This is a genomic window from Pseudomonas sp. BF-R-01, assembly GCF_019946615.1.
GTDB classification, from domain to species: domain Bacteria; phylum Pseudomonadota; class Gammaproteobacteria; order Pseudomonadales; family Pseudomonadaceae; genus Aquipseudomonas; species Aquipseudomonas migulae.
The window spans coordinates 55,358-71,286 of record NZ_JAGYFX010000022.1; the positions used below are offsets into that span (position 1 = coordinate 55,358).

Below are 15,929 nucleotides of genomic sequence, written 5' to 3' on the forward strand. Positions count from 1 at the left end.
GCTTGAAAATCATTCAAATCATTACCCGCTAATCAAGGGCTAATGACAAGCGCAGTATTCACGCCAACGACAACCCCTTGGAGTGAATCACCATGAGTACTATCGGCATCATCGGCGCTGGCGCCATTGGTTCAGCGTTTGCCAGAGCCTTGTCCCGTCAGGGCATCGAAGTGGTCATTGCCAACAGTCGTGGACCTGAAACGCTGTCATCGCTGGTAGCGGAGCTCGGTCCGACGGCGCGCGCCGGCACCCGTGAAGAAGCGGCCGCCCAGCCAATCGTTCTGGTGGCGGTCAACTGGTCGAAGTTGCCGACAGCACTCGCTGGTCTGCCGGACTTCGGCGGGCGGATCGTGATCGACGCCAATAACTCGATTGAGGCGCCGTCGTTCAAGGCGGTGGATTTGCACGGCCGTACGTCCAGCGAAGTGTTCGCTGAATGGGTGCCGGGGGCGAGGGTGGTGAAGGCGTTCAATCACCTGGCGGCGCGCTTGCTGGAGAGTGATCCGGCGGCGGAGGGCGGTCGGCGGGTGCTGTTTGTGTCGGGCGATGATGCCGAGGCGAAAGCTCAGGTGGTTGCGTTGACCGAGCGCTTGGGCTTCTTCGGGATTGATCTTGGGGAGTTGAGTGTCGGCGCGCGGTTGGCGCAGTTTCCGGGTGGGCCGTTGCCAGTGTTGAACCTCGTGAAGTTCGCCTGACACGGTTTGCGGCAATAAACGCAAATCCTGTAGGAGCCGGCTTGCTGCGGGCGGCGTTCCGACGATGGCGGTGTATCGGGCAACATCAATGTTGAATGTTGCTCCGCCATCGCCAGCAAGCTGGCTCCTACAGAAATGCTCCCTCGTTTGAGAATGAGGGGTGTTGCCGGATGGCGCGGATCTTCGTGGGTCCCCGCGCCGTCCGTTGAACGCGTTAAGCCCGTTCGATCGCCAGTGCCACGCCCTGACCACCACCGATGCACAGGGTGGCGAGGCCTTTCTTGGCGTCGCGCTTGATCATTTCATGCAGCAAAGTCACCAGCACACGGCAACCCGACGCACCGATCGGGTGACCGAGGGCGATGGCGCCGCCGTTGACGTTGACCTTGTTCAAGTCCCATTCCAGGTCCTTGGCTACCGCCAGGGATTGCGCGGCGAAGGCTTCGTTGGCTTCGATCAGGTCCAGTTGGTCGATGGACCAGCCGGCTTTGCTCAGGCAACGGCGAGTGGCCGAGACCGGGCCGATGCCCATGATCGCCGGGTCCACGCCCGCGTTGGCGTAAGCCGCGATTTTTGCCAGCACCGGCAGGCCCAGGGCCTTGGCTTTGTCCGCGCTCATCAGGATCACGGCGGCGGCGCCATCGTTCAGCGACGAGGCGTTACCGGCAGTCACCGAACCGTCCTTCTTGAAGGCCGGTTTCAGTTTGCCCAGGGCTTCGGCGGTGGTGCCGGCGCGTGGCTGTTCGTCGGTGGCGAAGGACAGCGGATCGCCCTTGCGCTGCGGAATCAGGATCGGCGTGATCTCATCGGCAAAACGCCCGGCTTCGATGGCGGCCGTGGCTTTCTGCTGCGAGGCCGCAGCGAAGGCGTCCTGTTGCTCGCGGGTCAGGCTGTACTTTTCAGCCAGGTTTTCGGCGGTGATGCCCATGTGGTAATCGTTGAACGCATCCCACAGACCGTCGCTGATCATGGTGTCGACGATTTGCGTGTGACCCATGCGCAGACCGGTGCGCGCGCCGGGCATGACGTAGTTGGAAAGGCTCATGTTTTCCTGGCCGCCGGCAATGATCACCTCGGCGTCGCCGCAGCGAATCGCCTGGGTGGCCAGGTGCAGGGCCTTGAGGCCCGAGCCGCAGACCTTGTTCAGGGTCATGGCCGGCACGGTGAACGGCAGGCCCGCCTTGATCGCGGACTGACGCGCAGGGTTTTGCCCGGCGCCGGCGGTCAACACCTGGCCCATGATCACTTCATCGACTTCAGCCGGGTTCAGACCGGTTTGCGTCAGCAACTGACGGATCACCGCAGCACCGAGGTCTACGGCGGACACATTGGCCAGCGAGCCCTGGAAGCTGCCGATGGCAGTACGGGTGGCGGCGACAATGACGACTTCTTGCATGGAATGATTCCTCACTGGGCAGCGAACTGCATTTCCGGAACGTGGTCCGGCACGATCAGTTTACCGGCAGTCTTGGCGACGATCTCTTCGACGCTGACGCCCGGCGCACGCTCTTTGAGAATGAACGCGCCGTTTTCGATTTCAAGATACGCCAGGTCAGTCAGTACGCGCTTGATGCAACCGGCACCGGTCAGCGGCAGGCTGCATTGGGACAGCAGCTTGGACTCACCGTCCTTGGACGCGTGGGTCATGATGACGATGATGTTGTCTGCGCCGGCCACCAGGTCCATCGCGCCGCCCATGCCCTTGACCAGTTTGCCGGGGATCATCCACGAAGCGATGTTGCCTTGCACGTCAACTTCAAAGGCGCCCAGCACGGTCAGGTCGACATGACCCCCGCGAATCATCGCGAAGGACTCGGCCGAGGAAAAGATCGACGCGCCGGTACGCGCAGTCACGGTTTGCTTGCCGGCGTTGATCATGTCGGCATCGATGGTTTCTTCAGTAGGAAAAGGACCCATGCCGAGCAGGCCGTTTTCCGACTGCAGCATGACTTCCATGCCTTCGGGAATGTAGTTGGCGACGAGGGTCGGAATGCCGATGCCCAGGTTCACGTAGAAGCCGTCCTGCATTTCGCGGGCGACGCGTTGAGCCATTTGTTCGCGGGAAAGTGCCATTGTTGTTATTCCTTCATTCGGTCCGGGGGCAGGGGATCACTTACGCACGGTGCGCTGTTCGATGCGCTTCTCGAACGTGCCGCAAATGACCCGGTCGACGTAGATGCCAGGGGTGTGGATCTGCGCCGGGTCCAGCTCGCCGGGTTCGACGATTTCTTCGACTTCGACCACGGTGATCTTGCCGGCGGTGGCGGCCAGCGGGTTGAAGTTCTGGGCGGTGTGGCGGTAGATGACGTTGCCGAAATGGTCGGCTTTCCAGCCTTTGACGATGGCGAAGTCACCGGTGATGGATTCTTCCATCAGGTACTTGCGACCGTGGAATTCGCGCACTTCCTTGCCTTCGGCGACCGGGGTGCCGACGCCAGTAGCCGTGAAGAATGCCGGGATGCCGGCGCCGCCCGCGCGCATTTTTTCGGCGAGGGTGCCTTGGGGCGTCAGGACGACTTCGATTTCGCCTTTCAGCAGTTGGTCTTCGAACAGCTTGTTTTCGCCAACGTAGGAGGCCACTACTTTTTTGATCTGCCGGTCTTCCAGCAACACGCCAAGACCGAAACCGTCGACGCCGCAGTTGTTGGAAACCACGGTCAGGTCACGGGTGCCTTTGCGCTTGATCTCGGCGATCAGGTTTTCCGGAATGCCGCACAGGCCGAAGCCGCCAGCGATTACCGTCATGCCGTCTTCAAGACCTGCCAGAGCTTCCTCGTAGGAACTCACGCGCTTGTCGAAACCTGCCATATGCACCTCTTTTATTCTTTGTGGGCGGCTGGCTAGCCGTATGGGATGGAGTGTCTCGCTGGAGGATTTATTTGTTAAGTTGATTTTTAAGGTTGATTGATAGATAAAACTCACCAATTAATCCTGTAGGAGCATGGCTTGCCCGCGATGACGATCTCCAGGACGCCATCGCGGGCAAGACATGCTCCTACAGAAAGCACCTGCGCTCATTACTGGAGCAGTTAGCCTATGACAGTCAAGCAGATCCGCGCCTTTCTGGCCGTGGCCCAGAGTCTGAGTTTTGCCGTTGCCTGCGAACGATTGCACCTGTCGCAATCGGCGCTGAGCCTGACCATCAAGGCGCTGGAGGAGGGCCTGGGCGGGCGGCTATTTACCCGCAACACGCGCAACGTGGCGCTGACGCCCGAGGGGGAGTCGCTGGTGCCGTTGGCCCGCCGATTGATCGCGGACTGGGACAATGTCGAGGACGAATTGCGCCAGCGTTTTACCCTGCAGCGCGGGCGCGTGACGCTGGCGGCGATGCCGTCGTTTGCCGGCAACCTGCTGCCGCCGATCCTCAAGACGTTTCGCGCACGCTATCCGAAGGTCAACGTCACGGTGAATGACGTGATCAACGAGCAGGTGCTGGAAATGGTGCGCGATCGGCAGGTCGAGTTGGGCGTAGCGTTTGAACCGACGCAAAGTTCGTCGCTGCAATTCACGCCGTTGTACCGGGACCGGTTTGTGGCGGTGGTGCCGTTCGATTCGCCTTTTTCAGAGCGCGAAGACATTGATTGGCAGACGTTGCTTGAAGAGCCTTTCATTACCTTGCAGCGACCTTCGACGGTGCGGGTGATGCTGGAGGAGCACTTGCAAACGCGGGGGATGAAGTTACCGGTGGAGTTTGAAAGCCATCAGTTGGCGACAGTCGGGAGAATGGTCGCCAGCGGCCTGGGGGTGAGCGCGGTGCCGGCGTTGTGTGCCGGGCAGATGCGCGAGTTGGGCGCGCGGTGCATTACCCTGCGTGACCCGGTGGTGGAACGGGCGATCGGGGTGTTGACCAAGCCTGGGGTGGAGTTGTCGGCGGCGGCGCAGGCGTTGTTCGATATTCTCAAGGAAGAACACTTCGACCAACGCCTTGCCCTGTGAAACCGCTCGGTTCTACTTTTTAGCGGCCGACAACGGTGGGGTTCGAGGCGGGATCAGGCGCTTGGTTCCCGTCGACTCGAATGCCGAGGCGAAGCGCAGCAGCGTCGAATCGTCATAGGCACGACCGGCAAACGTCAGCCCGACGGGCATGCCGATGTCCGGCATCACGCCCATCGGCACGGTGACCGTTGGCACACCCAAATGCCGGATGGCGAGGTTGCCGTTGGCCACCCAGATGCCGTTGCTCCAGGCGATGTCCGCAGAGGCCGGGTCGACATCGGCATTCGCCGGTGCAACGTCGGCCACCGTCGGAAACAGCACCGCATCGAGCCCCAGCCGATCCATCCAGTCTTCCAGGTCGATTCGACGGGTTTTTTCCAGCCCGCGCAAGCCATCAGGCACTGTGGAAATCTGATCCCACGGGGTGATGCCGCGCTCGGCCATCCGCACGTATTCGTCCATGCCGGCGACCAGGTCGCCCTCGCGGTTGGGCAGGGTTCCCGGGTCGTGCGGGAAAATCAGCGGCCCGTCGACATCGACCAGACGGTTCAATTTCGGGTCGCCGTTGGCCTGCAGGAAATCATCGAATGCCCAGGCCGTCAGGTCCCACAACTCATGATGCAGGAACTCTTTCGACACCAGGCCTCGGGTAAACACCGTTGGCGCACCCGGACGATCACCCTCGCAATTGGAGACCAGCGGGAAGTCGACTTCAATCACTTCGGCGCCCGCCGCTTCAAGTGCCTTGCGGGCCTCTTCCCAGAGCCCGATCACCGATGGACGCGTGTTGATGCGTTGCCCCGTCGGCCCACCGATGCCCGGTGCGTCGCTCGTGCCCGCGTCGGGATCGGCGTTGATGTACATGCGCGGAACGCCGAGGCGTTTGCCGGCGAGTGCATCGGCGTTCACCGCAAGTTCGGCATAGGACGCCGGGCGCACCGAGGCGACGCTCGGAATCGGCACCCAGGGTTGCAGCCGCCACAGATCGCCGCGGGTGTCGGGATCTTCCGCCACCACCACGTCGAGCACTTCAAGCAGGTCGGCCATGGTTCTGGCGAAGGGCACGACGACGTCCATGGTCGGCGTCAGCGGCCAGTTGCCGCGCACCGAGATCACCCCGCGCGACGGCGTGTAGGCGCACAAACCGTTGTTCGAGGCCGGACCGCGACCGCTCGACCAGGTTTCTTCCGCAAGACCGAAGGCCGCGAAACTGGCGGCGGTCGCCGTCCCGGCGCCGTTCGACGAACCCGAAGCGAAAGGGGCGGTGAGGTAGTCAGCGTTGTACGGGCTTTCGGCACGGCCGTAGACCCCGCGCTGCATGCCGCCGTTCGCCATCGGCGGCATGTTGGTTTTGCCCAGGCAGATCGCACCCGTGGCGCGAAGCCGTTCGATGGTGAACGCATCGCGATAGGCAATCAGGTGGGCGAAAGCGGGGCTGCCAGAGGCGGCGGTCAACCCTTTGACCAGATAACTGTCTTTGGCGGTATAGGGAATGCCATCGAGCGGCCCCAGCGTTTGACCTTTGGCCCGACGGGCATCGGACGCCCGCGCTTCATTGAGCGCCTCGGGATTGCGCACCACCACGGCGTTGAGCGCGGTGGCGGTGTTTGGGCCATCGTAGGCATCGATCCGGGCCAGGTAAGCCTGCACCAGTTCGACGGCGGTGGTCTGCCCGGATTCGAGCGCCGCGCGCAGTTCGGCAATGGACACTTCAGTGACTTCGATCATGCGCTTACCACCGGCTGCTGAGGGGTGACGGGTTGAATGTTTCCATCACGCGGGAGCGTTGGCTCAGGGGCATCACTTTTCTCAAAATGGGTTCTCATATCCGTTCTCGTTGCACTGCATTACGCGACAGCGTGCTATTTAACACCAAGTTGGGCCAGATAGAGTTGTCGATACGCGTCAACCAGTTGATCCAGGGTGAAAGCGCGATTGCGGCCACTGGGGTTGGGCAAGACCCAGACCGAGGCGTTACCGAACGTTTGCGACTGAAGCCCCCAGGCCACGTTGCGCTGGCCGGATAACGCGCCATAGGCGGCCTTGCCGAGAAAAGCCACACAGCGTGGCGCATAGTGCGCGATCTTCTGTTCAAACTGCGCAGCCGCGGCGATGAATTCATCCACCGACAACTGATCCGCCCGCGCCGTTGGCCGCTCAACCACGGCCGTTAAACCACAGTGATACTGCACGATTGTCCGGTCATCTTCCGGGCGAACTTCCTGCGGCGTAAAACCGGCCAGATGAAGGGTGCGCCAGAAGCGATTGCTGCGGCCCGCAAAATGATGCCCTTGGGCGGCGGCCATCATGCCGGGGTTAATGCCGCAAAAAACCACCGCCAGATGCTCGGCCAGCCTGTCTTCGAGTCTGTTGCCCGTCATGACGTCGCTCAACCGCAGATCACATTGACCGCATTGCGTGCCAGCCCGGTCAGTTCCGCCCGGGATTTGCCCGCCCGCGCACGGATGGAAATGCTGTGCAGCAGGGAGGAGGCGAGTACGGCGAGGGCCGCAGCGTCGACATCGTCCTTGAGCTCTCCTTTATCAATGGCCACGCGCAGACGCGCTTCAAGGTCGGCATCCAGTCGGCTGAGTCGATCCGACAGTACATCGCGAATTTCCGGATCCTCGACGGCTTCGGTGGTCGCCGTGCCAATCGCAAAGCAACCACGGGGTTGGCCGTCACCCGAAAAGTAGATCGATAACTGCCCCTCGTAAAATTGCATCAATGCCTGGCGCAACGTCAGCTCTTCGCTCGTCAGCGCCTCGTGCATGGCAGCGGCGGCGAACTCCCAATACTGCTCAAGCGCTTTGATATAGAGCGCGTGCTTGTCACCGAATGCGGCGTACAGGCTCGGCCGGTTCATCCCGGCTGCGCTGGCGATGCTGTCCAGAGACGCACCGGAATAGCCAGTGTTCCAAAACACACCAAGCGCTTGTTGCAAGGCGGTCTGCGGGTCATAGGCGCGAGGACGGCCGCGTCCTTTGCCCTCGGTAGTTTTATTTTGTGCCATGTCGTACAAAATCCTTGAGTCTGGGGGTGGTGCGGCTATATTCTTACACCATCGCACAAAATTAAGGAACCAGAAATTCCTTGCTTGCGGGTTTGTTGTAGCGGAGCTCGATCGGGGTATTGCGGCTACGAAACAGGTGCGGCGGAGCGATCCTCCCGACCGCACACGGTAAGGCGCTGTTCCAGTGGGTGTTAGCCCGATTTCCCGGTTAAAGGTGTATTCGATCATGACTAAACAGTTCGATCTCTCAGCGACACAGACCCTCGGGCATCCCGGTCCGAACCCGGCTGACGCGCCCGTGAAGAAACCGTTCAAAGCGAAAATGCGGCCCCTGCTGATGGTCGGTGTGCCGCTGCTTTTCGCCGCGTTTGGCTACGCACGCTATCAGGCGGGCGAGCCCTTTGTTTCGACCGACAACGCCTACGCCCGGGTGGCCAAGGCCTCGATCAATGCACGTGTTTCCGGACAGGTCGTCGAGATTGCGGTTCAGGACAATCAGCTTGTGCGCAAAGGCCAGGTGCTGTTTCGCATTAACCCGGAGCCGTTTCAGATCGCGGTCAACCGTGCAGAAGCACAGTTGAGCGTCGCGCGGCTGCGTATCGATGGGCTCAAGGCCAGTTACCGGCAGCAGCAGGCCGAGTTGCAGTCCGCCAGAGAGTCGGCGGATTTCGACCAGAAAGAGTTTGCCCGCAAGAAAGCGCTGGTCGCCTCCGAGTTTGTCTCGCGGGCCGTTTACGAGCGGGCGGACACCGACCTGAAAGTGGCACGGCAGCGCATTGCGTCGATCGAACAACAGATCGCCAGCACCGTCGTCGCGCTCAGCGGCAACCCGAACATCGACGCGGACAGTCACCCGACGGTGCGCGAGGCCAGGGCTCAACTGGACGAGGCGCAGCTTTACCTCGGGTATGCGACGGTGTACGCGCCGGACGATGGCATTGTCGCCAAGGTCGACGACTTGCAGGTGGGCAACTTCGTCAACAACGGCGCGCCGGCGTTTGCGCTGCTGTCCGATCGTGAGATCTGGGTCGAGGCCAACTTCCGCGAGACGCAGGTCACCCATATGCGCCCCGGGCAGGCAGCGACCATCAGCATCGATACCTATCCCGATCACGTGTTCAAGGCCCACGTTACCAGCATGAGCCCGGGGGCCGGCTCGGACTTCGCCCTGCTGCCGCCAGAGAACGCGACCGGCAACTGGGTCAAGGTGGTGCAGCGCGTTCCGGTGCGCCTCGAACTCGATGAGGCGGATCCTGCCCTGGCGCTGTTCTCGGGCACCAGCGCCACGGTCAAGGTCGATACCGGTTATCGCACGCCGTGGTGGCATCCGCTCAAAGCATTGTTGACTGCGGGTGGCGCCTGATGAACAGCCAACAGAGTGGACACCCGGCGGGAGAGGGTGCGCATGCGCTGAGGTTCGCGGCGCTGCTGGCGACGTACATGCAGTCGGCGAACCTGCCTGTTCCGAACGCGGTACTCAGGTTGATTCAGGGCAGCCTGTCGATGACCGACGATCAGGCAGGCTGGATCTTCACCTCGTACCTCGCGGCAAGCGCCATCACCCTGCCGGTCGCGCAATGGCTCGCCGGGCGTTATGGCTTGAAGCGTGTTTATCTGACCGCGCTGGCCTTTTTTGCCCTTGGCTTGCTGCTTGCGACATTGGCCACGACGCCGCTGGAATTCGTCGGCGCGCGGATCATCCAGGGGCTCGCGAGTGGCGTGCTTGCGCCGTTGTCGATGGCGATTTCAATGGAGACCCTGGCCCTCGAGAAGCGTGCGAAGTTTGGCGCGACGTGGACCGCCATCGTGCTGTTCGGCATCGTCAGCGGGCCGAGCATCGGTGGCTGGGTCGGCGAACACTTCGACTGGCGGCCGATCTTCTACATCAGCCTGCCGTTGTCGGCGTACATCTTCCTGGTGATGGCGCTTTTGCTGAAGGAGAAGAAGGCCGAGCAGCGGCCGTCATTCGACTTCTTTGGCTTTGGCACTTTCACGCTGGGTTTGATCAGCCTGCAAATGCTGCTCGACCGTGGTGAACGCCTGGACTGGTTTGCCTCGACCGAGATCTGCCTGGAAGCGCTGGGCTGTGCATTGGGGTTCTATCTGTTCGCGGTGCATGTGCTGACGGCGAAGGTGCATTTTCTCAACAAGCGATTGTTCGACGACCGCAATTTTGTGCTGTCGACGGTCATCTTTTTCGCCGTGGGTTTCGTGCTGTTGTCGACCATGGCGCTGACCTCGCCGATGCTCGACGAGATTCTCGGCTACCCGCCGGACACCACGGGGTTCCTGACGATCCCGCGTGGCGTCGGACTGGTCGGCGCGTTCCTGCTGATGGGGCGTGTTCCCGAGCGTTTCGACCGCCGCGGGTTCGTGGCGGCAGGCGTCGCCCTGGTGGTCTATGCCAACTGGCTGATGCTCGGTTATTCGCCGTTGATGGACGAGTGGCCGGTGGCGGTGGCCGGTGCGGTTCAGGGCATTGGCATCGGCGTCTTGATGCCGTCGCTGACCAAGGTTGCGTTCAGCACGCTCGACCCCGCGTTGCGCCCCGAAGGCACGGGTCTGTTCAACCTGTCACGGGTGTACGGCAGCACGCTGGGCGTTGCGATTGTGCAGTTGTTTTTCTTCAACAACACGCAAGCGATGCACACGGCGCTGGTCAGCAACCTGACGCCTTATCGCGCGGCTGCGCTTTCCGTGCCGACGTCCCTGCAAGCCTTGGAAGGGCTCAACGAAATGATCACGGGCCAGGCGGCTTTTATCGCGCTGATCGGTCAATTCAAGATTTTGCTGGTGGTGATGCTGGTGGTGAGTCCACTGGTGGTCTTCCTTCGCAAGCCGGCTGCGGCCAACTAGTTTTCGTGGAGTGTGCCAAATGAAATCCCATGCGCTCGCAATCAACAGACAGACGTTCAAAACCACGTTCGGCGCGGCGGCAGTGCTGGTGTTCCTGACCGCTTGTACCGTCGGCCCCGACTACCAAATGCCTGCGCCGAGCCAGTCGCAGCACTACGATCAACAGGCCGAACAGCGGCTCGGTCAGCGTGGCAACAAGCAGATTGACCTGGGCCAGAAGGTCCGCGGTGACTGGTGGACGGCGTTCCGTTCGCAGAAGCTCGACACGGTGGTGCGTCGGGCCATTGCGGGCAACCTTGAACTGGTGGCGGCGGATGCAACCATTCGCCAGGCGGCGTCCTCGGTGACGGCGGCGGAAGGTGCGTTGTACCCGCAAGTCGATTTTGGCGCCCAGGCGGGCCGTCAACGGGTTCATAACGCCAAAGAGCCGGCCGTCTCCAACTTCTATGCGATCGGGCCACGGGTCGGTTTTGACCTGGACGCGTTCGGCGGCAACAAGCGCTTGGTGGAGCAACAGGAAGCGTTTGCCGATCTGCAAAAGCATCGCTACGAAGCGGCGTACCTGACCCTGACCGGTAACGTCGCCAGTCAGGCGTTGCTGGTGGCGTCTGCGAATGCGCAGATGCAAGCCGTCGAAAAACTGCTGGCCAACGACGTGAAAAACCTCGACCTCGTGCGCATGGCCCACGCCAATGGCAGCACCACGCAGATCGATGTTTCGCTGGCCGAAACCAGGCTCGCTCAAGACCGCACGTTGTTGCCACCCCTGGCTCAGCAGCGCGACTCGGCTCGCCACGCACTCTCGATTCTGACGGGCAAAGGCCCGGGCGACTGGATCGCGCCGGACTTCGACCTGGCCGAGTTTGTATTGCCGGCCAACGTGCCTGTCAGCTTGCCTTCTGAAATGGCCCACGACCGACCGGATGTGCGCCAGGCAGAAGCAGAACTGCACATGGCCAGCGCTGCCGTCGGCGTCGCGACCGCGAACCTCTATCCCCACGTCACGTTGTCCGCGTCGCTGGCACAGGCCGCTTCGGGCAATGGCGGCGCCGCACTCTGGGGCTTTGCGGCAGGGCTGGCGGGGCCGATCTTTGATGGAGGAACGCTCAAGGCTGAACGTCAGGCTGCCATCGACGGCTACAACGCGACACTCGCCGGTTACCAGCAAACCGTGATCAGTTCGTTCGGCCAGGTCGCCGACACGTTGCAAGCCATCAACCATGACGCCGAGGAAAACCTCGCTCAGGAAGACGCATTGCGCGCGGCCGAAACCAGTTTGCGCTTGAACCAGCAAGCCTACGCGCAAGGCGAGAACAGCATTCTCCAGGTGCTGGAAGCGGAGCGCGCTTATCAGCAGGCGTTGCTGGGTCGAATCCGGATCAAGACGGCGCAATACCTCGACACGGTGCGCCTGTACGTGGCGCTCGGCGGTAATTCCGTTGGCGCATTCGAGCAACGGGTGGCCACACGCGAAGCACAGAACCCTGCGTATCAATAGCGGCTGCGGCCCCGACAATTGGAGTAAAGAGATGCCTTACGAAGCCTTTCACGATGCACTTCGCGATCACCGTTTTGCGCTCAACCATGGCGCGGGTGAAATGCCGGCGGTTGGGTTCGGCACGCTGTTTCGAGATCTTGCGGTCACCACGCAAGCGGTCAAGGAGGCCCTGCACGCGGGCTTTCGTCATTTCGATTGTGCAGAGCGCTATCGAAATGAAGAACAGGTCGGCATTGCCCTGCAAGAGGTGATGGCGAGCGGAACAATCCGCCGCGAAGACCTGTTCATCACCACCAAGCTGTGGAACACCAACCATCGCCCCGAGCGGGTTCAACCGGCGTTCGAGGCCAGTTGCCGACGGCTGCAAGTGGACTATATCGACTGCTACCTGATCCATACGCCGTTTGCCTTTCAACCCGGTGAAAACCAGGACCCGAGGGACGAGCAAGGCAACGTCATCTACGATTCAGGGGTCACGTTGATCGAGACATGGAGGGCACTTGAGCGTCTGGTGGATGAAGGTCGGTGCAAGTCCATCGGCTTGTCGGACATCACGTTGCCGGCGTTGCAGGCGATTGTCGCCGAGGCGCGGATCAAGCCTGCCGTCGTGCAAGTCGAGTCCCATCCTTATTTACCGGAATGGGAACTGCTTGAGTTCTGCCAGCAACATGGAATTATCGTCCTGGCGTTTGCACCACTCGGCCACGGCATGGAGCCCAATGTGCTGGAAGATTCGGTGATTACCGGGATCGCCCGGCGCGTGCAGAAGACCCCGGCGCAAGTGGCACTGGCCTGGTCGGTGCAGCGGGGCGTGGCGTTTCTGACCACGTCGGCGACACCGAGCCACATCCGGGAAAACTTCGATCTGTCCACGCTGCCACACCGGGCGATGCTTGAAATCAAGGAAGAAATCACCACTCGGGTACGGTTCAACTCGGTGGTGGAAACCGGTGTTCCCGGGTTTATTGCGCGCAAGAAGTAATCCGATTCGAGAGGGGCGACTTTCTGTGAGGTCGCCCTTTTTTATCCAGACCCTTGAGGCCTAGCGATGGACATTTTCCAGACCATGCGTTTTTTCGTGGCTGTCGCCCAAACCGGCAGTTTTACAGCGGCGGCGCAGATGCTGGACACCACCACGACCAACGTTTCCAAAGCGGTGACCAGTCTGGAGGCCCGGCTTCAAACACGCCTGATCAACCGGACCACTCGACGCCTGGCATTGACCGAAGCCGGTGTGCGCTACTTGCAGCGCTGCGAGAAAATTCTTGAAGAGGTGCGTGAAGCCGATGAGGAAGCAGGAACCGCTCACATCACGCCGGTGGGCCGGCTGAAGATTCACGCGATGTCCGCCATCGGCAACCATTACGTGATCGATGCGATTGCCAAGTACCGAGAGACTCACCCCTCGGTGATGTTTGATCTGACCCTGACCAATCGGCTGCCCGATTTGCTGGAGGAGGGGTATGACATGTCGATCGTGTTAGCGCGGGACCTGCCCGATTCCGGGTTTGTCGCGCAAAGGCTGGGCATCACTTACAGCATCCTCTGCGCTTCGCCGGCGTACTTGAAGAAACGCGGGCACCCTGATTCTCCAGGGGCGCTTGGCGCACATGATTGTCTGCGGATTGTGAATACGGTCATGCCGGTTGAAAACTGGGCATTCGAGGGGCCGGGCGGCGTGGAGACGGTGAACGTTCCGGTCTCTCCCTTTCACGTCAACACCGCCGATGCGATGACGGTCGCGATCAAGAATGGAATGGGGATCGGTATTCAACCCATTGCGTCTGCCGTGGACGGACTGAGAGCCGGCACGTTAGTGCGCGTATTACCGGATTATCATTTCGAGGAATTCAACTTGTTTGCCATCTACCCGTCACGAAAGTTCGTGGATGCGAAGATCAAGACATGGGTGGAGTTTCTGAAAGACTACATTCCGGGTCTGTTGGCCTCCGATGAGGACATTGTCGGTTCGCCAGCAAAACCCTGACAGGCGCGGCAGGCATGGAGTGTCGACCCTCCATCGTCCGCACGTGACTCAACCGTTCGAGCAGCCTGTGCCCATGACTTGATATTGCAGGATATGCCGTTGACCGTGAGAGTCTTCATACGTCATTTGGGCCGGCACTGGTGCGCATTCGTTCGCGATGTCTGACACCGTAATGATCTTCTGAATATCGAGCTTCATTCCGTAGGTGTAACTTTCAACGGGTAGCTGGCCGGCTTCTGCATTGGCATGGCTTTCGTCTGCAAAGGCCTGTGCGGTTAAACTTCCAAGAGCAAGGAACAGCGCAGCTTTTAAAACGTTCATGGTATTCACCTTGGCATCGACTATTTCGGGGTTGTTGCCTGGCGAGCAAGTTGCTGACAACTTCAATGGCTCGCTGGGTTGAGTCGATGCTAGGTGTTTATGGCTTGGCCATATATTGGTCGACCGGACAAACACTGTTGTCGGATTTCACATGAATCCTGGATCGGCAGGCTCAGGCCGCCTGTTTTCGTTCTTGAGTTTTCAGCGGCTTTCAGACTCAAATGGTCCTTTTCGGGACGGTGACGATATGGAACATCGGTGTGAAGTAGCTGTGCTCGGACTCGGCGCGATGGGCGCCGCGACGGTGTATCAACTGGCGAAATCCGGGGTCAGGGTCATCGGCGTCGACCGCCACCATCCTCCCCACACGCAGGGCTCCAGCCATGGGGACACGCGCATCACTCGGCTCTCGGTCGGCGAAGGTGCCGCGTACGTGCCCATTGTCCGCAACTCGCATCGGATCTGGCGTGAACTCGAAGCACTGTCCGGCGAGTCGCTGTTCGAGCAGTGCGGCGTGCTGGTGTTGAGCTCCAGCCCCGGCTATGACGCCAACGATGCCAACGACTTCACGAACCGCACCCTTCAACTGGCGAACACCTACGGCATCGAGCATGACGTGTTGTCCGCCGAACAGATTCGCCAGCGATTCCCGCAATTTTCCCAGGTGCTGGACACTGCCGTCGGCTACTTCGAACCGAGTGGCGGTTACGTCCGGCCGGAACGTTGCATCGCGGTGCAATTGCAGCTCGCCGAGGAACACGGCGCCACGTTGTTCAAGGGCGAAACCGTCACGCACACCCGCTCGGACGAGCAGGGCGTCACCCTCACCACCGACCAGCGCACGATCCGCGCCGACAAAGTCGTGGTCAGTGCCGGCATGTGGTCCCGGGATTTGTTGGGACAGCCGTTTGACCGCTTGTTGCGGGTGTGTCGGCAGAAACTGTTCTGGTTTGAGCAGGAAGAGCATGCCCGGTTTGCCGAGGTGTCACCGACGTTCATCTTCAGCCACGGCCCGGCGCAGTCCTTTTACGGCTTCCCGCCGTTACCGGGCGAGGGCTGCGTGAAAGTCGCGACGGAGCAATACATTGAAGAATCCTCGCCAGACACGCTGGACCGCACCGTCAGCGCCGCTGAAGAAAACGACATGTTCGAACGTCAGGTGCGCGGCCGGATCGCAGGCGTGACTTCGCGTGTGGCCAAGTCGGCGGTGTGCGCGTACACCGTCACGCCGGATTCGCACTTCATCATCGACGAGCATCCGTCACTGAAAAACACCCTGGTGGTGTCAGCCTGTTCGGGACATGGTTTCAAGCATTCCGCAGCCTTGGGCGAGGCGGTGGCGCAGTGGTGCGTGCGTGGCAGCAGTGACCTGGACCTGTCGGCGTTTTCGTTGAAGCGGTTTGCCTGACTTGCCGATCCCGGCCACCCCACGATCCGTAGGAGCCAGGCTTGCCGGCGAAGGCGTCCGTGAAATCGCCATCGCCAGCAAGCCGGCTCCTACAGGTTTGGCGTGAACCCCCAATCCCGGACATCCCCCCAATCCGTAGGAGCCAGGCTTGCCGGCGAAGGCGTCCGTGAAATCGCCATCGCCGGCAAGCCTGGCTCCTACGGATTGGGGGGATG

The 15,929-nt window shown here is 61.1% G+C and carries 15 protein-coding genes; 8 read left to right on the forward strand and 7 right to left on the reverse strand.

Going from position 1 to position 15,929, the window contains the following annotated elements; genetic code table 11:
• Window positions 1-92: 92 nt before the first annotated feature.
• Window positions 93-695: an NADPH-dependent F420 reductase gene (locus tag KGB27_RS11210; RefSeq protein WP_223554501.1), complete on the forward strand. Its 603-nt coding sequence runs from the start codon at window positions 93-95 to the stop codon at window positions 693-695.
• 214 nt (window positions 696-909) lie between these two features.
• Here KGB27_RS11210 and KGB27_RS11215 read toward each other — a convergent pair whose 3' ends face one another.
• Genes KGB27_RS11215 through KGB27_RS11225 form a run of 3 tightly spaced genes read right to left on the reverse strand, consistent with a single transcriptional unit; the run spans window position 910 to window position 3,503 of the window.
• Window positions 910-2,091 carry an acetyl-CoA C-acetyltransferase gene (locus KGB27_RS11215; protein WP_223554503.1) on the reverse strand — a complete coding sequence of 394 codons (1,182 nt, stop codon included), beginning with the start codon at window positions 2,089-2,091 and terminating at the stop codon, window positions 910-912.
• 11 nt (window positions 2,092-2,102) lie between these two features.
• A complete protein-coding gene (locus KGB27_RS11220) occupies window positions 2,103-2,768 on the reverse strand; it encodes a CoA transferase subunit B (protein ID WP_008026717.1) in 666 nt (221 codons plus the stop codon).
• Between the two features lie 36 nt (window positions 2,769-2,804).
• Window positions 2,805-3,503 (reverse strand): CoA transferase subunit A, encoded by a 699-nt coding sequence (locus tag KGB27_RS11225; protein WP_008026716.1) that lies wholly within the window; start codon window positions 3,501-3,503, stop codon window positions 2,805-2,807.
• A gap of 228 nt (window positions 3,504-3,731) precedes the next feature.
• Here KGB27_RS11225 and KGB27_RS11230 point away from each other — a divergent pair, with 228 nt between their 5' ends.
• Window positions 3,732-4,631, forward strand: coding sequence for a LysR family transcriptional regulator (locus KGB27_RS11230; protein ID WP_192418435.1), 900 nt, complete (start codon window positions 3,732-3,734; stop codon window positions 4,629-4,631).
• Between the two features lie 12 nt (window positions 4,632-4,643).
• On the opposite strand, the gene KGB27_RS11235 is transcribed toward KGB27_RS11230, so the two are convergent.
• From KGB27_RS11235 to KGB27_RS11245, 3 genes are all read right to left on the reverse strand, one after another.
• On the reverse strand, window positions 4,644-6,359 hold the full coding sequence (locus tag KGB27_RS11235) for an amidase (RefSeq protein WP_223554505.1): 1,716 nt from the start codon (window positions 6,357-6,359) through the stop codon (window positions 4,644-4,646).
• Window positions 6,360-6,493: 134 nt separating this feature from the next.
• Window positions 6,494-7,012 carry a G/U mismatch-specific DNA glycosylase gene (gene mug, locus KGB27_RS11240; protein WP_223554524.1) on the reverse strand — a complete coding sequence of 173 codons (519 nt, stop codon included), beginning with the start codon at window positions 7,010-7,012 and terminating at the stop codon, window positions 6,494-6,496.
• Between the two features lie 8 nt (window positions 7,013-7,020).
• Entirely contained in the window at window positions 7,021-7,644 is a 624-nt protein-coding gene (locus tag KGB27_RS11245; protein WP_207286147.1) for a TetR/AcrR family transcriptional regulator, read from the reverse strand.
• 226 nt (window positions 7,645-7,870) lie between these two features.
• Between KGB27_RS11245 and KGB27_RS11250 the strand changes: the two genes are divergently transcribed.
• The 5 genes from KGB27_RS11250 (at window position 7,871) to KGB27_RS11270 (ending at window position 13,985) form a co-directional block, all read left to right on the forward strand.
• Window positions 7,871-9,007, forward strand: a complete 1,137-nt coding sequence (locus KGB27_RS11250; RefSeq protein WP_207286146.1) for an HlyD family secretion protein — start codon at window positions 7,871-7,873, stop codon at window positions 9,005-9,007.
• Complete coding sequence (locus KGB27_RS11255) at window positions 9,007-10,500, forward strand: DHA2 family efflux MFS transporter permease subunit (protein ID WP_223554508.1); 1,494 nt, start codon at window positions 9,007-9,009, stop codon at window positions 10,498-10,500. The genes KGB27_RS11250 and KGB27_RS11255 overlap by 1 nt, the downstream gene beginning before the upstream one ends.
• A 19-nt stretch (window positions 10,501-10,519) precedes the next feature.
• Window positions 10,520-11,998 (forward strand): efflux transporter outer membrane subunit, encoded by a 1,479-nt coding sequence (locus KGB27_RS11260; RefSeq protein WP_223554510.1) that lies wholly within the window; start codon window positions 10,520-10,522, stop codon window positions 11,996-11,998.
• A gap of 31 nt (window positions 11,999-12,029) precedes the next feature.
• Window positions 12,030-12,980, forward strand: a complete 951-nt coding sequence (locus KGB27_RS11265; protein ID WP_223554513.1) for an aldo/keto reductase — start codon at window positions 12,030-12,032, stop codon at window positions 12,978-12,980.
• 66 nt (window positions 12,981-13,046) lie between these two features.
• Complete coding sequence (locus KGB27_RS11270; protein WP_223554515.1) at window positions 13,047-13,985, forward strand: LysR family transcriptional regulator; 939 nt, start codon at window positions 13,047-13,049, stop codon at window positions 13,983-13,985.
• Window positions 13,986-14,033: 48 nt separating this feature from the next.
• Here KGB27_RS11270 and KGB27_RS11275 read toward each other — a convergent pair whose 3' ends face one another.
• Window positions 14,034-14,306: a DUF2790 domain-containing protein gene (locus tag KGB27_RS11275; RefSeq protein WP_192228777.1), complete on the reverse strand. Its 273-nt coding sequence runs from the start codon at window positions 14,304-14,306 to the stop codon at window positions 14,034-14,036.
• 247 nt (window positions 14,307-14,553) lie between these two features.
• On the opposite strand from KGB27_RS11275, the gene solA reads away from it, so the two are divergent.
• A complete protein-coding gene (solA, locus tag KGB27_RS11280; RefSeq protein WP_223554519.1) occupies window positions 14,554-15,714 on the forward strand; it encodes an N-methyl-L-tryptophan oxidase in 1,161 nt (386 codons plus the stop codon).
• Window positions 15,715-15,929 lie beyond the last annotated feature (215 nt).